The organism is Cyanobium sp. BA20m-14 (genome assembly GCF_024346295.1).
Genome location: NZ_JAGQCR010000040.1, coordinates 1 through 17,343 on the forward strand (window position 1 = coordinate 1; position 17,343 = coordinate 17,343).

The window sequence follows — 17,343 nt, forward strand, 5'->3', positions numbered from 1 at the left end:
AGGCGCGGGTCTGGGGATCGTCGCGCCAGGGGGTGAGATTTACGCAGGCATCTGGGAAGTGCTGCCGAAACAGCACGGCCACCGCAGCGATTGCCTGAGCCAGTTCGAGATTCCGGGCCTGATCGGTGGCATTCATGCCGTTTCCCCTGAGCAGAACCGCCGCATTGGCGAAACCTAGGCTCGCCCAATCCTTCCCTGCCGCACGAATGGCTACCAGCTCCCCGCAATTCGAGCAGCTCACCGCCCCTCCCTCGGGCACGGCCATCCGCTTCGAGAGCGGCCAGCCAGTCGTACCCAACGATCCGATCATTCCCTACATTCGCGGCGACGGCACCGGCGTGGACATCTGGCCCGCCACCCAAAAGGTGCTCGATGCCGCCGTGGCCCAGGCCTATGGCGGCGAGCGGCGGATCGAGTGGTTCAAGGTGTATGCCGGCGATGAGGCCTGCGACCTCTACGGCACCTACCAGTACCTGCCTGAGGACACCCTAGAAGCGATCCGCACCTACGGCGTGGCCATCAAGGGCCCGCTCACCACGCCGATCGGCGGCGGCATCCGTTCCCTAAACGTGGCCCTGCGCCAGATCTTCGATCTGTACTGCTGCGTGCGCCCCTGCCGCTATTACGAGGGCACCCCCAGCCCCCACAAACGGCCGCAAGACCTCGACGTGATCGTGTATCGGGAGAACACCGAGGACATCTACATGGGGATCGAGTGGGAAGCCACTGATCCGGTATGCCTCGAGCTGATCAAGCACCTCAATGAGGTGGTGATCCCGGCCAACGGCAAGCTCGGCAACCGCCGCATCCCCGCTGGCTCCGGCATCGGCATCAAGCCGGTGAGCAAGTTCGGCAGCCAGCGCCACATCCGCAAGGCGATCCAGCACGCCCTGCGCCTCGAGGGCGACAAGCGCCACGTGACCCTGGTGCACAAGGGCAACATCATGAAATTCACCGAAGGTGCCTTCCGCGACTGGGGCTATGAACTGGCCACCACCGAATTTCGTGCCGAGTGCGTGACCGAACGCGAAAGCTGGATCCTCGACAACGTCGAGCGCAATCCGGGCCTGGGCATCGAAGCCAATGCCCGCATGATCGAGCCGGGCTACGACGCCCTCACCCCCGAGAAAAAAGCGGCGATCGACACTGAGGTAGGCGACGTGCTTGCGGCGATCGGCGCCAGTCACGGTGACGGCCAGTGGAAGCAGATGGTGCTGGTCGACGACCGCATCGCCGACAGCATCTTCCAGCAGATCCAAACCCGACCCCAGGAGTACTCCGTGCTGGCCACCCTCAACCTCAATGGCGACTACGTCAGTGATGCCGCCGCCGCCGTGGTGGGCGGCCTGGGCATGGCCCCCGGCGCCAACATCGGCGACAACGCCGCCATCTTCGAGGCCACCCACGGCACCGCGCCGAAGCACGCCGGCCTCGATCGCATCAACCCCGGCTCCGTGATTCTTTCGGGCGTGATGATGCTCGAGTTCATGGGTTGGCAGGAGGCGGCAGACCTGATCACCGCCGGCCTCAGCGCCGCCATCGCCAGCAAAGAGGTCACCTACGACCTGGCGCGGCTGATGGAGCCACCGGTGGAGCCGGTGAGCTGCAGCGGTTTCGCCGACGCCGTGATCCGCCACTTCGGGGGATGATCACTGCCGCAGCCTGGCTAGCGGTTGGCCAGGTCAAAGCCTCTTAGTCTGTGCACCATGGCCCAGTGTCGGATCACCCACAACCCGGATCAGTGCGGCGGCAGGCCATGCATCCGGGGGATGCGCATTCGCGTCTGCGACATTCTGGATCTCTATGCTGCCGGCCAGAGCAGCGCGGCGATCCTCGCGGACTTTCCTGATCTTGAACCCGAGGATCTTCAAGCAGCTCTCGATTACGCCGCTCGTGCCTTGGATCACCCCGTGCTTGTGGGATGAAGCTCTGGCTCGATGCCCAGCTTCCGCCAGCATTGGCCCGTTGGATCAACGAGCAAGCAATCGGATTGGAGGCCATCCCTGTACGCAACATCGGCCTGCGCGATGCCAGCGACCATGACATTTTCTTCAAGGCGCGCTTGGCCGGAGCCTTGGTCATGACCAAGGACCAGGACTTTGTCCAGCTGTTAGGCACGCAGGGGCCACCTCCAAAGGTCATCTGGCTGCGCCTGGGCAACAGCAGTAACGCGGCCCTCCAGGCTGTTCTATCCACCACGTTGCCCAAGGCCATCGAACTCCTCGAAGGCGGCGAACCCTGGGTCGAAATTCGCCAGAGAGCCCATGGGCACTGATTTCACCTCCAGGAAACCAGCCTCTCCAATGACCCTGCCCGGCCTGCCTGCTGGGGGCACCGACCCCTGCGTGCACTGCGGCTTTTGCCTGCCCACCTGCGCCAGCTACCGGGTGCTGGGCACGGAGATGGATTCGCCCCGGGGCCGCATCCACACCCTCAAGGCGATCGAAGCCGGCGAACTGGAGCTCGACGCCACGGTGGCTAGCCATTTCGACAGCTGCCTGGGCTGCTTCGCTTGCGTCACCGCCTGCCCCTCGGGGGTGCGCTACGACCAGCTGATCGAGGCCACCCGGCCCCAACTCAACGCTCCGGAGCTGCGCAGCCCGGCCCAGCGGGCCTTCCGCCGGCTGCTATTTGCCCTGCTCCCCTACCCGGCGCGGTTACGGGCGGTGCTGACTCCCCTGCGGGCCTATGCCGGCACGCCGCTGCAGGCCCTTGCCCGCCGCAGCGGCCTTACCCGCCTGCTCGGCCCCCAGCTCGAGGCGATGGAGCGGCTGCTGCCGCCCCTGCCCTCCGAGGCCTTCCAGGCCAACTTCCCGACGGTGGTGCCAGCCCGCGGCGAGCGGCGGGCCCGGGTGGGGCTGCTGCTGGGCTGCGTCCAGCGCCTGTTTGATCCAGCGGTGAACAGGGCCGTAGTGGAGGTGCTGAGCGCCAACGGCATCGAGGTGGTGATCCCGCCGGATCAGGGCTGCTGCGGCGCCGTAACTCACCATCAGGGCGAGCTGGCGCACACCGAACAGCTCGCCACCGCCGTAATCGACAGCTTCGCTGCCGTGCTGGGCCCGGGCCGACCGGCGGGGCCCGAACCCCTCGATGCGGTGCTGGTGGCGGCCTCCGGCTGCGGCCACACCCTCAAGGCCTACGGCACGATCCTTAACGGTGAACGCGGCGGGGCCTTTGCATCCCAGGTGCGGGACGTGCATGAATTCCTGCACGGTCTGGGCCTGAGCGAGGCCTTCCGGGCCCGCCTGGGCCCCATTGCCCACTCTGACGGCAGCCCCGCCACCGCCGAGCGGCCGCTGGCGGTGGCCTATCACGATCCCTGTCACATGCTGCACGGCCAGGGCATCAGCGCCGAGCCCCGGGCCCTGCTGCGCCGGATCCCCCACCTGCTGCTGCGGGAGGCCACGGAGGCGGGCGTGTGCTGCGGCAGCGCCGGCATCTACAACCTGGTGCAGCCGCGGGAGGCCGCCGAGCTCGGCCAGCTCAAGGCGGCCGACCTGGCCGACACCGGCGCCGAGCTGGCGGCCAGTGCCAACATCGGCTGCACCCTGCAGATTCGCCATCACCTCGCCGAGCAGGAGCGGCCGATCCCGGTGCTCCATCCAATCGAGCTGCTGCAACGCAGCTGGCGGGCAGGCGGCGGCCATTAACTCGGCCCCCTTGCCCCATCAGCCCTGATGGCCGACCAACCCCCGGGCCGGCTCCTGTCCATCCTGGGCCTGGGTTTCGGCCTGGCTGGAGCCGTGGGCGGCACGATCGGGGCGGGCATCCTGCGCACCCCTGGGCTGGTCGCAGCCCAGTTGCCCACGGCGCCGCTGCTGCTGGCGGCCTGGCTGGTGGGCGGGCTATATGCGCTGCTGGGGGCGATCTGTATCGCCGAGCTGGCAGCCAGCCTGCCCCGGGCGGGAGGCTGGTATGTGTATGCGGAGAGGGCCTTCGGGCGCCGGGTCGGCTTCCTGGTGGGCTGGACCGACTGGCTGGCCCACTGCATCGGCCTGGCCTGGGTGGCCACCACCGTGGGGGAATACGGCCAGGCCCTGCTGCCTGCCCCCTGGCGCCTGCTGCCCTTTGGGGCCCAGGCCCTGGCCCTGGGGGCGATCGGCCTGTTCACCCTGATCCAGCTGCGGGGCCTGCGGGCCGGCAGCGCCAGCCAGGAACTGCTCAGCCTGGTCAAGGCGGTGGCCTTCCTGGCCCTGGTGGCAGCCTGCTTTCTGCTGCCCTCCCAGGCCCAGCTCGGCGGCGGTGCTGTACCCCCGGAGCCGCCAATCGCCCCCGCCTGGCAGCACCTGACCATGCCGGCCGTGCTGGCCCTGCAGGCGGTGATCACCACCTACGACGGCTGGGCCAGCCCGGTCTATTTCGCCGAGGAGTTCAGCGAACCCGAGCGGGATCTGCCCCGCTCCCTGATCGGCGGTGTGCTGGCCGTGACGGCCCTCTACCTGCTGATCAACCTGGCCCTGCTGCACGTGCTGCCGATCGCCCAGTTGGCCAGCTCAACCCTGCCAGCCGCCGCCGCGGGGCGAGCCCTGGCCGGCCCCCTGGGGGGAAATCTGATCACCGCCGTGGCCCTGATTTCGCTGCTGGGACTGATCAACACCGTGGTGATGGCGGCCCCACGGATCCTCTATGGCCTGGGCCGCGATGGCCTGGTGCCGGATTTTGCCGCCAGCGTCAATGACGGCGGCACGCCCACCGTTGCCCTACTGCTCACCAGCGCCGCAGCCGCGGGCCTGGTGCTGGCGGGCTCCTTCGAGCGGCTACTGGCCATGGGGGCATTGCTCTACGTGAGCCTGCCCCTGGCAGGCATCGCCGCCCTGGTGGCCCTGCGCCGCCAGGAACCGGAGCTGCCCCGGCCATTCCGCTGTTGGGGCTACCCCCTCACCCCCCTGCTGGTGGCAGCGGTATCGCTGGCCTTTCTGCTGGGGGCGATGGTCCACGACTGGGTTGACAGCCTGGCGGCCCTGGCCCTGGTGGCGCTCGGCTACGCCGCCTCTAGGAGCAAGATTCCAAACCCTCCATGAGGCGCCAGGCTTGGCGCAGGGTGCCCGGATCCCCCAGGTTGCCGGGAAAGGTGAGCACCGGCAGCTCCGCTGGCGTCAACACCAGCGAAAGGCCAGGCAAAAGCTGGCCCTGCAACTCCACTGCCGCCAGGTCGAGCCCATCGGCCAGGAGGGCATGGGTGGTCGTGCCGCCCTTACTGATCAGGTAAGCCAGCTGGGGAGCCAAGGCCCCCACTAACCGGGCCATCAGCGCCGCCAGGCCGTCCCCGAGCCGGCGGCGCGCCGCCAGCGAAGTGCAGGGGAATTCACCGCGGCTGCTGTAGAGCACCGGCGTGCGCCCCCCAGCGAGGATCTCCTCCAGCTCAAGCAGCCAGTCCCGCTCCAGGCAGGCCAACAGGGCGTTAGGCGGGGGGGCCTCCAGCAGCTGCGCCAGCCGGGCCACGGGCAATTCCAGGCCGGTGCAGAGCGGCTCAGCCAGCAGGGAGGCGAGCTGGGCATCGGCCAGGGGCACATGGGAGCCCACCAGCACCAGGCCCCGCAATGGCTCGCCATCGCCGCCGCCGCGGCGCAATGCCACCAGGTCGGCTCCGGCAAGGGGCTGGGGCGGCAGGGCTGCCAGGGCCCGTATCCAGCTCGCCGCCGACTGGGCCAGCACCGGCCGCGGGGAGGCACGCACCACCCTGGCCAGGGCCGCGAGTTGCTGGGGCTGCTCGGCATCCACCGCCACCAGGGGCTGGGCGGCAAGACCAGCCAGCCATTGGGCCAGCTCCTGTCCCCCATCCTCGCAGGCCCGGCTGAGCTTGGCGGCTTCGAGGCCCTGCACCTCTGACGCCGGGATGCGGCCGCCACTCTTCTCCTCCACCCAGGCCGGCAGGTAACTTGTCGAGTAACCGAACAGGCCATCGCGGCCAAAGGGCGTTTCATGCACGGGCTGACCCTGCAAGAGATGGACTCCGCCCACAGTGGTGCGCCCCCCTTCCAGGAACGCAGGCACCAGCAGGGTGGCGGCGAATGGACCCAGCTCAGCGGAGATCACATCCACCTCCAGCGGGAAGTGGCCGCGCAGGGTGGAATCGCCGCGACTGACCAGCCACCAGCGCTCGAGCCCCGCTGCCGGCAGGGCCGCCGCCAGGGCCCGGCAGATCTCACGCACCCGCTCGGCCGCCGCCGCCGGCGCCAGCGCCCTGGTGTTGGCCAGCAGAAACAGCAGGGGCGATGGGTGCTCCAGCCCCGCCGCCAGGGAGGCCCCATCCCAGCGCAGCAGCAGGGGACAGCTGTGCACGGTCTGGGAGCCGGTTGGGTCATCGTCAAGAACGATGATCTTGAAGTTGGCGGCCATGGCACCATCGTGCCGTGATCTCCCCTGAGCCCGGCGAACTGCAGGAGCTGGTGCGCGAGCTGCACCGGCAGGCTGCGCCCTGGCAACCGGCCGGGCTGGGTAGCCGCCTGAGCTGGGGGCCCCAGCCAGAGCCAGGCAGTGCCACCGTCAGTTGCCGGGCCCGGCGCGGCATCGTGGAGCACAGCCCGGGCGACTTCACCGTGACGGTTTGGGCCGGTACCCCACTGGTGGAGCTCCAGGCCGAGCTGGCACACCATGGGCAGTGGTTGACCCTGGATTGGCCCTGGGGCAGCGGCAGCAGAGGCGCTGCCAGTGGCAGCGTCGGTGGCCTGGTGGCCCGCGGCTTTGCCGGCGGCCTGCGCCAGCGTTATTTGGGTGTGCGCGACCAGCTGATCGGCATCGAGCTGGTCCGCGCCGACGGGGTCCGCGCCAGGGCCGGCGGCAAGGTGGTCAAAAATGTGGCTGGCTACGACCTGATGCGCCTGTTCACCGGCAGCTGGGGCGCCCTAGGTCTGATCACCAGCGTCACCCTGCGCACCCTGCCGCTGCCGCCCCAACGGCGGGGCCTGGGGCTCAGCGGCCCCCTCGAGGCCCTCGGCCAGCTGGCCAGCTGGCTGCTTGGATCGAGCCTCAGCCCCGAACGGATCGACTGGTGGCGTCCCGGCGGCGGCGGCTCCAGGACTGGGGCGGGGACAGGGGGAGATGCGGGCCTGCTGATCAGCCTGGCAAGCATCAACGCCGCCACCCTCGAAGAGCAGATCGCCTGCATCAGCGCCAGGGGCGCCACGCTCGGCATCGGGGCCCTGCCCCTGGAGCCGGCCGAACTCGAAGCACAGGTGGCCCAGGGCCGGGGCCCGGGCCCCGAAGCCAGTGACTGGCTGCTGCGCCTGGCGGTGCGCCCCAGCCAGGCCCCCGCCCTGGTAGCCGAGCCAGCCCTGGCCCAGCTCCCCCTGTGCCTTGGCGCCGGCAGTGGGCTGGGGGTCAGCTGGGCCTCAGCAGCCGAGCTGCCGGCCTACCGGGTGGAAGCCCTACGGCGCAGCTGCCAGCAGTGGGGCGGCTATCTGACGGTGCTGCGCCAGCCTTCCAGCAGCCAGCTGCCGGCCTGGCTGGATGCCCCGGCCCGGCCCATGATCGAAGCAATCAAGCGGCAGTTCGACCCTCTCCAGCAGCTGGCTCGCGGGCGTCTGCCAGGGGTGCAACCGCCCCCTCTGGACTGAGGCCAGGAGCTGGACTGAGGCCGCCAAGCCACTCCAGCAGGGCGCTGTTGACCTGGTCTGGCACCTCGTCATGGGGGCAGTGGCCCGCCTCCAGCACCACCTCGGTGGTCGCAGCGGGGGCATGGCGCTGGAAGGCCCCGCGACGGCCGGCGGCATTGATCCAGGGATCGCGGATCCCCCAGAGCAGCAGCAGGGGGCAGGCGAGTTGGGCAAACAGCTCATCGAGGGGCTGGCCCCGGGGGATATCGAACACGGTGCGGAATACCCCGAAGGCACCCGGATCCAGCGATGGCCGGCGGATCGCCTCTACCAGGGCATCGTCCACATTCGTCTTGTCGACGTACACCTGGTTGAGGGTGCGGCGGATCGTGGCCGGCCGGCGCAGGTTTTCAAAGATCAATCGCTGCAGCACCGGGCTTTTCAGCAGGGCGCCACCGATGGTCTGGCGGGCGATGGCAGCCCAGCCCTTGGGCGGAGCCTGCTCATCGCTGAACGGTCCGGCCGCATTCAGCAGCACCACTCCAGCCGCCTGGCTGCCCAGGGCCGCCCCGGCGGCCAGGGCAGAAAAGCCGCCCAGGGAATTGCCAACCAGCACGGTGGGTCGGCCGATGCGCTCGGTCACGTAGGCGGCCAGCTGGTCGCGCCAGAGGGCGCCGCCGTAGGCCAGCTCAGCCGGCTTGGCGCTGCGGCCGAAGCCCAGCAGGTCGATGGCGTGCACCTCATGGCGCTGGGCCAGCACGGGGATGTTGTGGCGCCAGTGGTCGGTAGAGGCACCGAAGCCATGCACCAACAGCACCGCGGGCCCAGCCGGCCCCTCGGGCCCCTCGGGCGCAGCCGTCACAACATGAACGGGATGACCGGCGTAATTCCAGGGCTGGGGGTCAGACAGGCAAGCCACTACGTAGGTCACCGGGCTGATCGATGCTAGGGAGATCCGCGGTCGGCCATTGCTCTACCCCAGCCCCGACTGGACCCCGTTCCTGCCGGGGGTCGCCCTCTGGGCCCTGGCGCTCTACCTACCCCTGAGCGGGCCCCTAGGGCGCCTGGAGGAGGCCCTGGCCGCAGGGCCCCTGCCTGGGGCGGCCCAGCAGTTGCTGCTGGTGCTCAGCAGCCTGTTGCTGGCCCTGGCTATCGGCGTGCTGGCCGACCTGGCCCTGAGCTGGGCCCTGGGCCCGGACTGGGCCAGCAGCCTCGGCCTGATCGCCGCTGGCTGGGGGCTGTTCACAGCACTCGCCAGTCGAGCCAGGGAAGACGGGGAATGATCGCCGGGGTACTTGCTCGGTAGGCGACGTAGTCGGGATGCAGTCTCTCAAGGGATCGCTCCTCCCGCCTGGCCTTGCCCCCCAGCACGGCGCAGAGCGCCAGCAGCAGGGCCAGGTGCAGCAGGCTGCCCAGGGCAAGGCTCACCCCCAGGGAGCAGAGCAGCAGGGCCTGATAGAGGGGGTGGCGGCAGCGGCCGTAGGGGCCAACGGTGACCAGGGCAGCACCGGGAATCGGATCTGGCAGGGGGGTGAGGCTGGCACCCAGGCCCCAGAAGGCCTGGGCCGCCAGCGCCAGCCCCAGCAGAAACAGCAAGGCCCCGCCAAGGGCAACCGGCAGGGGCCAGGCGTAACCCCACGCCCCTGGAGCCGGCCAAGGCGGAAGCAGGTGGGCGGCTATCAGGGCCAGCTGGGCCAGCAACCACCACTCGCCGTGGCGATTGTCGAACCACCCACCCCAGCTCAGGCCCCAGCGCCTCGGCCCGGGGAACTCAGGTTGGGTTTTCGGCGAGCGGATCAAGATCGGGGCCTCCGGCACTAGCTCCTAGCACCAGTCTGAGCAGGATCGGAGCCAGGAAGGTGGTGCCAATCACCATCAGCAAGATGGCGGCTTCCAGGGGTTTGGTGAGCAGGCCGGCCTGGGTACCGAGGCCCAGGAAAATCAGGCCCACCTCGCCCCGGGGCATCATCCCCAGCCCCACCACCAGCCGGTTGGTCTTCTCCTTACTTATGTAGCTCCAGCCGGTTGCCACCTTGCCGGCAATGGCGACGATGAGCAGGAAGGCCGCCACGATCAGGCCCTCCCGGTTCGCGGGGTTGAAGGGGTTGAGCACCGAGAGATCCATGCCGGTGCCGATGAGCACGAAGAAAATCGTGGCAAACAGGGCAACCAGGGGCTTGACCGTGTCCTGGATGGCGTGGGTGTGCTTGGAGGAACTGAGGATCAGGCCGGCGGCAAAGGCGCCCAGGGCCGCTTCCAGGCCGATGGCCTGGGCCACGAAGCAGCAGAGCGACAGCACCACGAAGGCCGCTACCACGACCTCACCAGGGGCCTTGAGCTGGTCGAGCAGCCAGTCGAAGCCAGGGGCCGCGGTGCGGCTCAGAAAAAGGGCCGCCGCCACAAAAACCCCCGCTGCCGCCACCAGCTTGAGGATCGGGCCCAGACTGAAGCCCTCGCCACCGGCCAGGCTCACCACCACGGCCAGGATGACGATGCCGAGGATGTCATCGAGTACGGCCGCGCCGATCACGGTCTGCCCCTCGCGGGTGCGCAGAAACTTCAACTCGCCGAACACACTGGCGGTGATGCCGATGCTGGTGGCGGTCATCGCCGCCCCGGCGAAGATCGACGGAATCAGCGGCACATGGAAGAGGTAATAAAGGCCCGCAGTGCCGAGGGCAAAGGGCAGCACCACGCCGGTCACTGCCACCGTGGTGGCCTGGGCACCCACCGCCACTAGCTCGTCGAGCTCGCTCTCCAAACCGGTAAGAAACAGCAGGGCAAACAGGCCGATCTGGGAAACCGCCTCCAGATTTGGGAAGGTCTCGGTGTAGATCTCCTGCACCATTTCCGGTGAGAGATCGGCCAGGGAGCTGAGCAACCCCAGCCCCCAGCCGCTGAGCTGGGCCTGGGTGTCGGGCGGCACGATCAGGTGCAAACCGGATACTCCGATCAGCACGCCGGCGACCAGCTCGCCCAGGATCGTGGGCAGCTGGACCCGCACCATCAGCTCCGCCAGTAGGCGCGCAGCCACAAAAATGACCAGGAACTCCCCCACCGAGATGAGGGTTTCAGCCACCTCGGACTGATGACTGCCGATTTCGAGCAGTAGCGCGGGCAGACCCATGGAAAGAGAGCGTGGGGGCGACCCTAGGTGGACCGGATCCCAGTTATGGGAATCCCATGTTTATCCGGGCTTAAAGCTGCTGCGTAGCAGCCATGGCTACGGTCAGGATTAGGGATTCGTGCACAGGGCATGGCGGCAACGATGACCTCGGCCCAGCTGCAACTGCTCGACGGCTGGTGGCGGGCCGCCAATTACCTGGCGGTGGGCATGATTTACCTGCAGGCCAACCCCCTGCTGAGGGAGCCGCTGCGGCCTGAGCACATCAAGAACCGACTGCTGGGCCACTGGGGCTCCAGCCCGGGCCAGGCCTTCATCTGGGCCCATGCCAACCGGGTGATCCGGGCCCACGACCTGAGCATGATCTACCTCTCGGGGCCGGGCCATGGCGCGCCGGGGGTACTTGCCCCCACCTACCTGGACGGCTCCTACAGCGAGATCTATCCCGACAAATCCCAGGACGCCGTCGGCATGGGCCGCTTCCTGAGGCAGTTCTCCTTCCCGGGCCACATCGGCAGCCACTGCACCCCCGAAACGCCCGGCTCGATCCACGAGGGGGGCGAGCTGGGCTATGTGCTCTCCCACGCCTGCGGAGCGGTGTTCGACAACCCGGAGCTGATCGCCCTGGCCTGCGTCGGCGATGGCGAGGCGGAAACGGGGCCCCTTGCCACCAGCTGGCACATCAACAAATTCCTCAATCCCGCCAGCGACGGCGCCGTGCTGCCGGTGCTGCACCTCAACGGTTACAAGATCGCCAATCCCACCCTGCTGGCCCGCATCCCCCGGGCGGAGCTGGCCAGCCTGCTGCGCGGCTATGGCTGGGAGCCCTTGTTCGTGGAGGGCAGCGAACCGCTGGCGATGCACGCCGCCATGGCCACCGCCATGGACAACGCCATCGACCGGATCCAGCAGATCCAAAGGGAAGCACGCCGCAGCGGTGATCCCACCGACGTCAGCCGCCCGGCCTGGCCCATGGTTGTGCTGCGCTCCCCGAAAGGCTGGACCGGGCCAAAGGAACTCAATGGCAACAAACTCGAGGGCTTCTGGCGCAGCCACCAGGTCCCCCTGCCAAACCCCAAGGGCGATCCGGCCCAGCTGCAGCAGCTGGAGACCTGGCTGCAGAGCTACCGCCCCGAGGAACTCTTTGATAGCCAGGGCCGCCTGCGGCCCGACCTGCAAGCCCTCTCGCCCAGCGGACAGCGCCGCATGGGCTCCAATCCCCACGCCAATGGCGGCCTGCTGAGGCGCCGGCTGCTGCTGCCCCCCCTGGAGAGCCACGCCGTCGCCGTCGCCGCCCCCTGCCAGCTGGAACACGAAAACACCGCCCCCCTGGGCGTACTGCTGCGCGACACCATTGGGCTCAACCCCGATTCAGTGCGGGTTTTCGGCCCAGACGAAACTGCCTCCAACAGGCTTCAGGCCATCTACGAGCGCAGCAAGAAGGTTTGGCTCGAAGAGCTGCTTCCCGAAGACGCCAACGGCGGCGAATTGAGCCGCAGTGGCCGGGTGGTGGAAATGCTGAGCGAACACACCCTGGTGGGGATGATGGAGGGCTACCTGCTGACGGGCCGGCATGGGCTTTTCCACACCTATGAGGCCTTCGCCCATGTCATTGCCTCGATGTTCAACCAGCACGCCAAGTGGCTGGAGAGCTGCATACACCATGCCCCCTGGCGGGCGCCGATCTCCGCCTGGACCTGCCTGATCTCCAGCACGGTTTGGCGACAGGACCACAACGGTTTCACCCACCAGGATCCGGGCTTCATCGACCTGGCCGGCAACAAGAGCGGCGACGTGGTTCGGGTCTATCTGCCCGCCGACGCCAACTGCCTGCTGGCCGTTGCCGAGCAGGCCCTGGTGGAAACCAACGTCTGCAACATCATCGTTAGCGACAAACAACCCCATCTCCAATACCTCACGCTCGAGCAGGCGCGCGCCCATGTGGCCAAGGGGATTGGCCTGTGGAGCTGGGCCAGCAACGACGACTGCAACAGCGACCCTGAAGACCCAGCCGTCGTCATGGCATGCGCTGGCGATATCCCCACCAAAGAGACCCTGGCAGCTGTGCAAATCTTGCGCCTAGCGATCCCCAGCCTCAAAATTCGGGTGCTCAACGTGGTCAAACTGTTTGCCCTTACCCAACCCAGCGAGCACCCCCATGGCCTCAGCGATCGCGACTTCGACAGCCTGTTCACCACGGATCGACCGGTGATCTTCAACTTTCATGGCTACCCCTGGCTCATTCACCGGCTCACCTATCGCCGTACCAACCACGCCAACTTCCACGTGCGTGGATATAAGGAAAGGGGCAACATCAATACTCCACTAGAACTGGCGATGAACAATCAGATCGACCGTTTTAATTTAGTCATGGACGTTATTGACCGAGTGCCGGGGCTTGGCTCCCGAGCCGCCCACATCAAGGAGCGCATGAAGGAATCGATCCTGGCCAACCGCGCCTACGCCCACCAGCACGGCATCGATGCGGAAAACGTGACGAACTGGCGCTGGGACCTCGGCTCCGAGCTGGCCCATGACGCAGTATTACCGCGATGAGCGATCTCCAACCCAGCAACCTGCGCCTGCCGACGCCTGGCTGCTACGCCGAACCCGACCGCAGTGGTCTGACCGCAGACGACGTCTTCGACGGCCTGACCAGTCACCTCTTCTACACGCTGGGAAAGCTGGCCCCCACCGCCAGCCGCCACGACCTCTACATGGCGCTGAGCTACGCCGTGCGCGACCGGCTGATGACCCGCTACCTGGCGGGTATTGAAGCGATCAGCGCCACCCCTACCCGGGTAGTCGCCTACCTCTCGGCCGAATTCCTGATCGGGCCCCAACTGGGCAACAACCTGCTGATGCTCGGCATCCAGGAGGAAGCGGCCGAGGCCCTGCGTCGCTTTGGCATCAACGACATCAACGAGATCCTCGACGTCGAGGAGGAGCCGGGCCTGGGCAACGGCGGCCTGGGCCGGCTGGCGGCCTGCTTCCTCGAATCCCTGGCCTCGCTTGAGATCCCGGCCACTGGCTACGGCATCCGCTACGAATTTGGCATCTTCGACCAGCTGATCCGGGACGGCTGGCAGGTGGAGATCACCGACAAATGGCTCAAGAGCGGCTGGCCCTGGGAATTGCCCCACCCCGACCAGGCCTGCTTCGTGGGCTTCGGCGGCCGCACCGAGAGCTACCGCGACGACGACGGCACCTACCGGGTGCGCTGGATTCCCAGCGAGCACGCCATCGGCATCCCCCACGATGTGCCGGTGCTGGGCTACCGAGTCAACACCTGCGACCGCCTGCGTCTCTGGCGGGCCGACGCCGCCGAATCCTTCGACTTCTACGCCTTCAACATCGGCGATTACTACGGCGCTGTCGAAGAGAAGGTGGGCAGCGAGACCCTATCCAAGGTGCTCTATCCCAATGACGGCACCGACGAGGGCCGCCGCCTGCGCCTGAAGCAGCAGCACTTCTTCGTGAGTTGCTCGCTCCAGGACATGATCCGCAACCTGGATGCCCGCGGCCTCCCCATCACCGACTTCCCCGACCACTGGGCGGTGCAGCTCAACGACACCCACCCGGCAATCGCGGTGGCCGAGCTGATGCGCCTGCTAATCGACGACAAACACCTCGAGTGGGAGGAGGCCTGGAGCATCACCAGCCGCGCCCTCTCCTACACCAACCACACCCTGCTACCTGAAGCCCTGGAGAAGTGGGGGCTCGAGCTGTTCGGCTCCCTGCTGCCCCGCCATCTGGAGCTGATCTACGAGATCAACCGCCGCTTCCTGCAGCAGGTGCGCCTGAAATACCCAGGCAATGAGCAGATTCTGAGCAAGGTTTCGATTATCGACGAGGAGGGCGGCAAGGCGGTGCGCATGGCCAACCTGGCAACCGTGGCCTCCCACCACGTCAACGGTGTGGCGGCCCTGCACAGCGAATTGGTCAAAACCGAGCTGTTTCCTGAATTCGCGGCCCTATGGCCCGAGAAGTTCACAAACGTCACCAATGGGGTCACACCGAGGCGCTGGATGGCCCTGGCCAATCCCCAGCTCTCAGCCCTGCTGAACGAGTCGATCGGAGAGGGCTGGATCAACCGGCTCGACGAGCTGCGCAAGCTGGAGCAGTTCGTCGACGACACCGGCTTCCTGGAGCGCTGGGAGGCCACCAAACTGGCGGTGAAGTGCAAGCTGAGCCACTACATCCACAGCCACACCGGCGTGCTGGTGGATCCGGCCTCGCTCTTTGATGTGCAGGTCAAGCGCATCCACGAGTACAAGCGCCAGCACCTCAATGCCCTGCAGGTGGTAGCCCAATACCTGCGTATCAAGAACGGCCAAGCCGAGGGGATGGCCCCGCGCACGGTGATCTTCGGCGGCAAGGCGGCACCGGGCTACTACATGGCCAAACTGATTATTCGTTTCATCAACGGCATCGCCGAAACGATCAATGCCGACCCCGACATGGACGGGCGCCTGCGGGTGATCTTCCTGGCCGACTACAACGTCAAGCTGGGCGAGCGGGTCTACCCGGCCTCCGATCTCTCCGAACAGATCTCCACCGCCGGCAAGGAGGCCTCCGGCACGGGCAATATGAAATTTGCCATGAATGGGGCCCTCACGATCGGCACCCTGGACGGCGCCAACGTGGAGATCCGCGAGCAGGTGGGGGCTGAAAACTTCTTCCTGTTCGGCAAAACCGCCGCAGAAATCTCCGACCTCTCCCGGGGCGGCTACCGCCCCTGGGAGCTGATCGGCACCATGCCCGAGCTCGCCGAGATCCTGCGGCTGGTGGAGCAGGGCCACTTCAGCAACGGCGATGGCGATCTATTCAGGCCGCTGCTGGAGAACCTCACCGGCCGGGATCCCTTCTTTGTGCTGGCGGATTTCAACGACTACCTGCGCGCCCAGGCCGAAGTGGATCGCACCTGGGCAAATCGGGGCCTCTGGAACCGCATGTCCCTGCTCAATTCAGCCCGCAGCGGCTTCTTCTCCTCCGATCGCTCGATCAAGGAATACGCCGAACGCATCTGGAAAGCTGAGAGCTTCCCAGTAACTATCACTTGCGAGACAGATTAAGTCTTGCAAGACCGATTAAGACCTGCAAATGGGATTGGGGCTCAGCCCCGATCCGGCAGGTCCGGGGTCTGGTGCAGCAGGCGGTTTAGCCTGAGTCGATCGGCGTTGAGGGGATCGGGGGCCAGCTCTCCGGCAACCTCGCGGAATTTTTGTTCCACCTCTTCAGGCACGCGTACATCAAAGATGCGCTCCATCAGTGCCTCGATCGAAAACAGATGGGCGTTGATGTTCTCCAGATCGGCCATGGCCTGCTGCACCGCATCGGGCTCCACGGCCTCATCGGCCACCGCCCCGGGGCCCTGGGGGGCAGGCACTGACTGATTGGCAGCCGAATCGCTTGCCTCCTGCTGCTTCTGCAACTCCTCCATAACCCGACCCGCCAGGGTGCGAAAAGACTGCAGCGCAGCCCAACTGAGCTCCTGCTGCTGACGCAGGGTGGGATTTTCGCGGATCAGCCGGTCATGTTCCCGGTAAAAACGCTGGCAATCAGGGCATTGGCAGGGCTCTTCGGGCACCGCTTTCCCTTCCGTTCTCAGATTCCATCATGGCACTCATGCCGCCAGGGGGCCCCAGTCAGACAGGTCTTCGCTGGAGTCGTCGATCTCGCCACTGGCGGCGGGCAGGGGAATCTCAATGGAAGACACCACATTGATCACGTCGCGCAGGCGCATCGAATCGGCAAACCAGCCCATGGCTTGCTCGGTGTCGCTGCGACGCTCCGCATCTGTGGCCTGCTCCTCGTGGGATTCAGCCAGAAGGGCCAGCCAGCAGAGGCAGCGGGCCTGCACCACTGAGAGATCCAGCTCGTCGGGCTGGCTGGCGGCGATACGTTCGCTCTCCTGCTGCACCAGCAGCCGCAGACGCAGGTCATGGAGCTGGGTCACCGCGATCAGACGATTGGGGCCACGCTAGCCCCGGTGGCCAAATTGAAAAGCCCACTACCGGTAGTGGGCACTACCCGATTACTCAGCGCCGTTGGCCCAGGGCCCGGCGGACCTGGCCGATCCAATGGCGCGGCTGATCGTTGGCCTGCATGCGCCAGCTGGCCATCGAGCGGGCCAGGGGAAGGCCGCCCCGCTGCAGCACCACCCCCACATGCACCGCCACGCATAGGGCAATGGCCAGCCAGGCCACCAGATGGACGCCGTACACCCAGTGATCGAGCTCGCCCTGGCGCAGCCAGTCTTCTTGCATCAGCTTGCCGCTGCCCACCGCCAGGGCCAGGGCCAGCAGGGCCACGGCGTTGGTCGGCTGCTGCAGGCGCCGCCGGCCAACGCTGATGGCATAGACGCCAAACAGCACGGCCACCGGCCAGAGCAGGACCCCGGTGCTGCCGTGGAGGTCGATCCAGTCGCCGCCGATCCGCCAGGGCAGGCGACCCCAGCGGCCATCGAGGTTGGAGTACACCAGCAGCCCACTCAGCCAGGCCAGGGGCACCAAAACAGCGGTGGCCCCGTGCAGCAGCCTCAGCAGGGAAGGTTGGTAGGGGCGGCCCATCGAAGCTGGCGGCTACAGGGGACTACTGGAGCACGGGGCTGGCGGGACTCGAACCCACGACAAAAGCGCGTTGTGAACGTAGTGGAGCCCATAGGTGAGCGCAGGGATGCCA

At 67.2% G+C, this 17,343-nt stretch carries 16 protein-coding genes; 9 read left to right on the top strand and 7 right to left on the bottom strand.

All coding sequences use genetic code 11. The features are described from left to right. Nucleotides 1–206: 206 nt before the first annotated feature. The 5 genes from KBZ07_RS05725 to KBZ07_RS05745 are packed head-to-tail and all read left to right on the top strand — an operon-like array spanning nt 207 to nt 5,021. Complete coding sequence (locus KBZ07_RS05725; RefSeq protein ID WP_254930709.1) at nt 207–1,649, top strand: NADP-dependent isocitrate dehydrogenase; 1,443 nt, start codon at nt 207–209, stop codon at nt 1,647–1,649. 57 nt (nt 1,650–1,706) lie between these two features. After that, nucleotides 1,707–1,925 carry a DUF433 domain-containing protein gene (locus KBZ07_RS05730; protein ID WP_254930710.1) on the top strand — a complete coding sequence of 73 codons (219 nt, stop codon included), beginning with the start codon at nt 1,707–1,709 and terminating at the stop codon, nt 1,923–1,925. Then, nucleotides 1,922–2,275 carry a DUF5615 family PIN-like protein gene (locus tag KBZ07_RS05735; protein ID WP_254930711.1) on the top strand — a complete coding sequence of 118 codons (354 nt, stop codon included), beginning with the start codon at nt 1,922–1,924 and terminating at the stop codon, nt 2,273–2,275. The genes KBZ07_RS05730 and KBZ07_RS05735 overlap by 4 nt, the downstream gene beginning before the upstream one ends. Nucleotides 2,276–2,303: 28 nt before the next feature. Next, a complete protein-coding gene (locus KBZ07_RS05740) occupies nt 2,304–3,650 on the top strand; it encodes a (Fe-S)-binding protein (protein ID WP_254930712.1) in 1,347 nt (448 codons plus the stop codon). 27 nt (nt 3,651–3,677) lie between these two features. Then, complete coding sequence (locus KBZ07_RS05745) at nt 3,678–5,021, top strand: APC family permease (protein WP_254930713.1); 1,344 nt, start codon at nt 3,678–3,680, stop codon at nt 5,019–5,021. Here the strand turns inward: KBZ07_RS05745 and KBZ07_RS05750 are convergent. Further along, nucleotides 4,993–6,339 (bottom strand): four-carbon acid sugar kinase family protein, encoded by a 1,347-nt coding sequence (locus KBZ07_RS05750; RefSeq protein WP_254930714.1) that lies wholly within the window; start codon nt 6,337–6,339, stop codon nt 4,993–4,995. The genes KBZ07_RS05745 and KBZ07_RS05750 overlap by 29 nt on opposite strands. Nucleotides 6,340–6,353: 14 nt before the next feature. Here KBZ07_RS05750 and KBZ07_RS05755 point away from each other — a divergent pair, with 14 nt between their 5' ends. Continuing rightward, the gene (locus KBZ07_RS05755) at nt 6,354–7,556 is read left to right on the top strand and encodes an FAD-binding oxidoreductase (protein WP_254930715.1); all 1,203 of its coding nucleotides are present in this window, start codon (nt 6,354–6,356) and stop codon (nt 7,554–7,556) included. Here the strand turns inward: KBZ07_RS05755 and KBZ07_RS05760 are convergent. Continuing rightward, the gene (locus tag KBZ07_RS05760; protein ID WP_254930716.1) at nt 7,480–8,397 is read right to left on the bottom strand and encodes an alpha/beta fold hydrolase; all 918 of its coding nucleotides are present in this window, start codon (nt 8,395–8,397) and stop codon (nt 7,480–7,482) included. The genes KBZ07_RS05755 and KBZ07_RS05760 overlap by 77 nt on opposite strands. Nucleotides 8,398–8,503: 106 nt before the next feature. Between KBZ07_RS05760 and KBZ07_RS05765 the strand changes: the two genes are divergently transcribed. After that, nucleotides 8,504–8,818: a hypothetical protein gene (locus KBZ07_RS05765; protein WP_254930717.1), complete on the top strand. Its 315-nt coding sequence runs from the start codon at nt 8,504–8,506 to the stop codon at nt 8,816–8,818. On the opposite strand, the gene KBZ07_RS05770 is transcribed toward KBZ07_RS05765, so the two are convergent. Further along, complete coding sequence (locus KBZ07_RS05770; protein ID WP_254930718.1) at nt 8,778–9,335, bottom strand: isoprenylcysteine carboxylmethyltransferase family protein; 558 nt, start codon at nt 9,333–9,335, stop codon at nt 8,778–8,780. The genes KBZ07_RS05765 and KBZ07_RS05770 overlap by 41 nt on opposite strands. Then, a complete protein-coding gene (locus KBZ07_RS05775) occupies nt 9,307–10,662 on the bottom strand; it encodes a cation:proton antiporter (protein ID WP_254930719.1) in 1,356 nt (451 codons plus the stop codon). The genes KBZ07_RS05770 and KBZ07_RS05775 overlap by 29 nt, the downstream gene beginning before the upstream one ends. A gap of 141 nt (nt 10,663–10,803) precedes the next feature. On the opposite strand from KBZ07_RS05775, the gene KBZ07_RS05780 reads away from it, so the two are divergent. Together KBZ07_RS05780 and KBZ07_RS05785 are read left to right on the top strand one after the other, a co-directional pair. Next, nucleotides 10,804–13,215 carry a phosphoketolase gene (locus KBZ07_RS05780; RefSeq protein ID WP_254930720.1) on the top strand — a complete coding sequence of 804 codons (2,412 nt, stop codon included), beginning with the start codon at nt 10,804–10,806 and terminating at the stop codon, nt 13,213–13,215. Further along, a complete protein-coding gene (locus KBZ07_RS05785) occupies nt 13,212–15,734 on the top strand; it encodes a glycogen/starch/alpha-glucan phosphorylase (RefSeq protein WP_254930721.1) in 2,523 nt (840 codons plus the stop codon). The genes KBZ07_RS05780 and KBZ07_RS05785 overlap by 4 nt, the downstream gene beginning before the upstream one ends. Before the next feature lie 41 nt (nt 15,735–15,775). On the opposite strand, the gene KBZ07_RS05790 is transcribed toward KBZ07_RS05785, so the two are convergent. The 3 genes from KBZ07_RS05790 to KBZ07_RS05800 form a co-directional block, all read right to left on the bottom strand. Next, nucleotides 15,776–16,249, bottom strand: a complete 474-nt coding sequence (locus KBZ07_RS05790; protein WP_254930722.1) for a hypothetical protein — start codon at nt 16,247–16,249, stop codon at nt 15,776–15,778. Between the two features lie 36 nt (nt 16,250–16,285). Continuing rightward, a complete protein-coding gene (locus KBZ07_RS05795) occupies nt 16,286–16,618 on the bottom strand; it encodes a hypothetical protein (RefSeq protein ID WP_254930723.1) in 333 nt (110 codons plus the stop codon). An 82-nt stretch (nt 16,619–16,700) separates the two neighbouring features. Then, a complete protein-coding gene (locus KBZ07_RS05800) occupies nt 16,701–17,231 on the bottom strand; it encodes a cytochrome b/b6 domain-containing protein (protein WP_254930724.1) in 531 nt (176 codons plus the stop codon). Between the last annotated feature and the right edge of the window lie 112 nt (nt 17,232–17,343).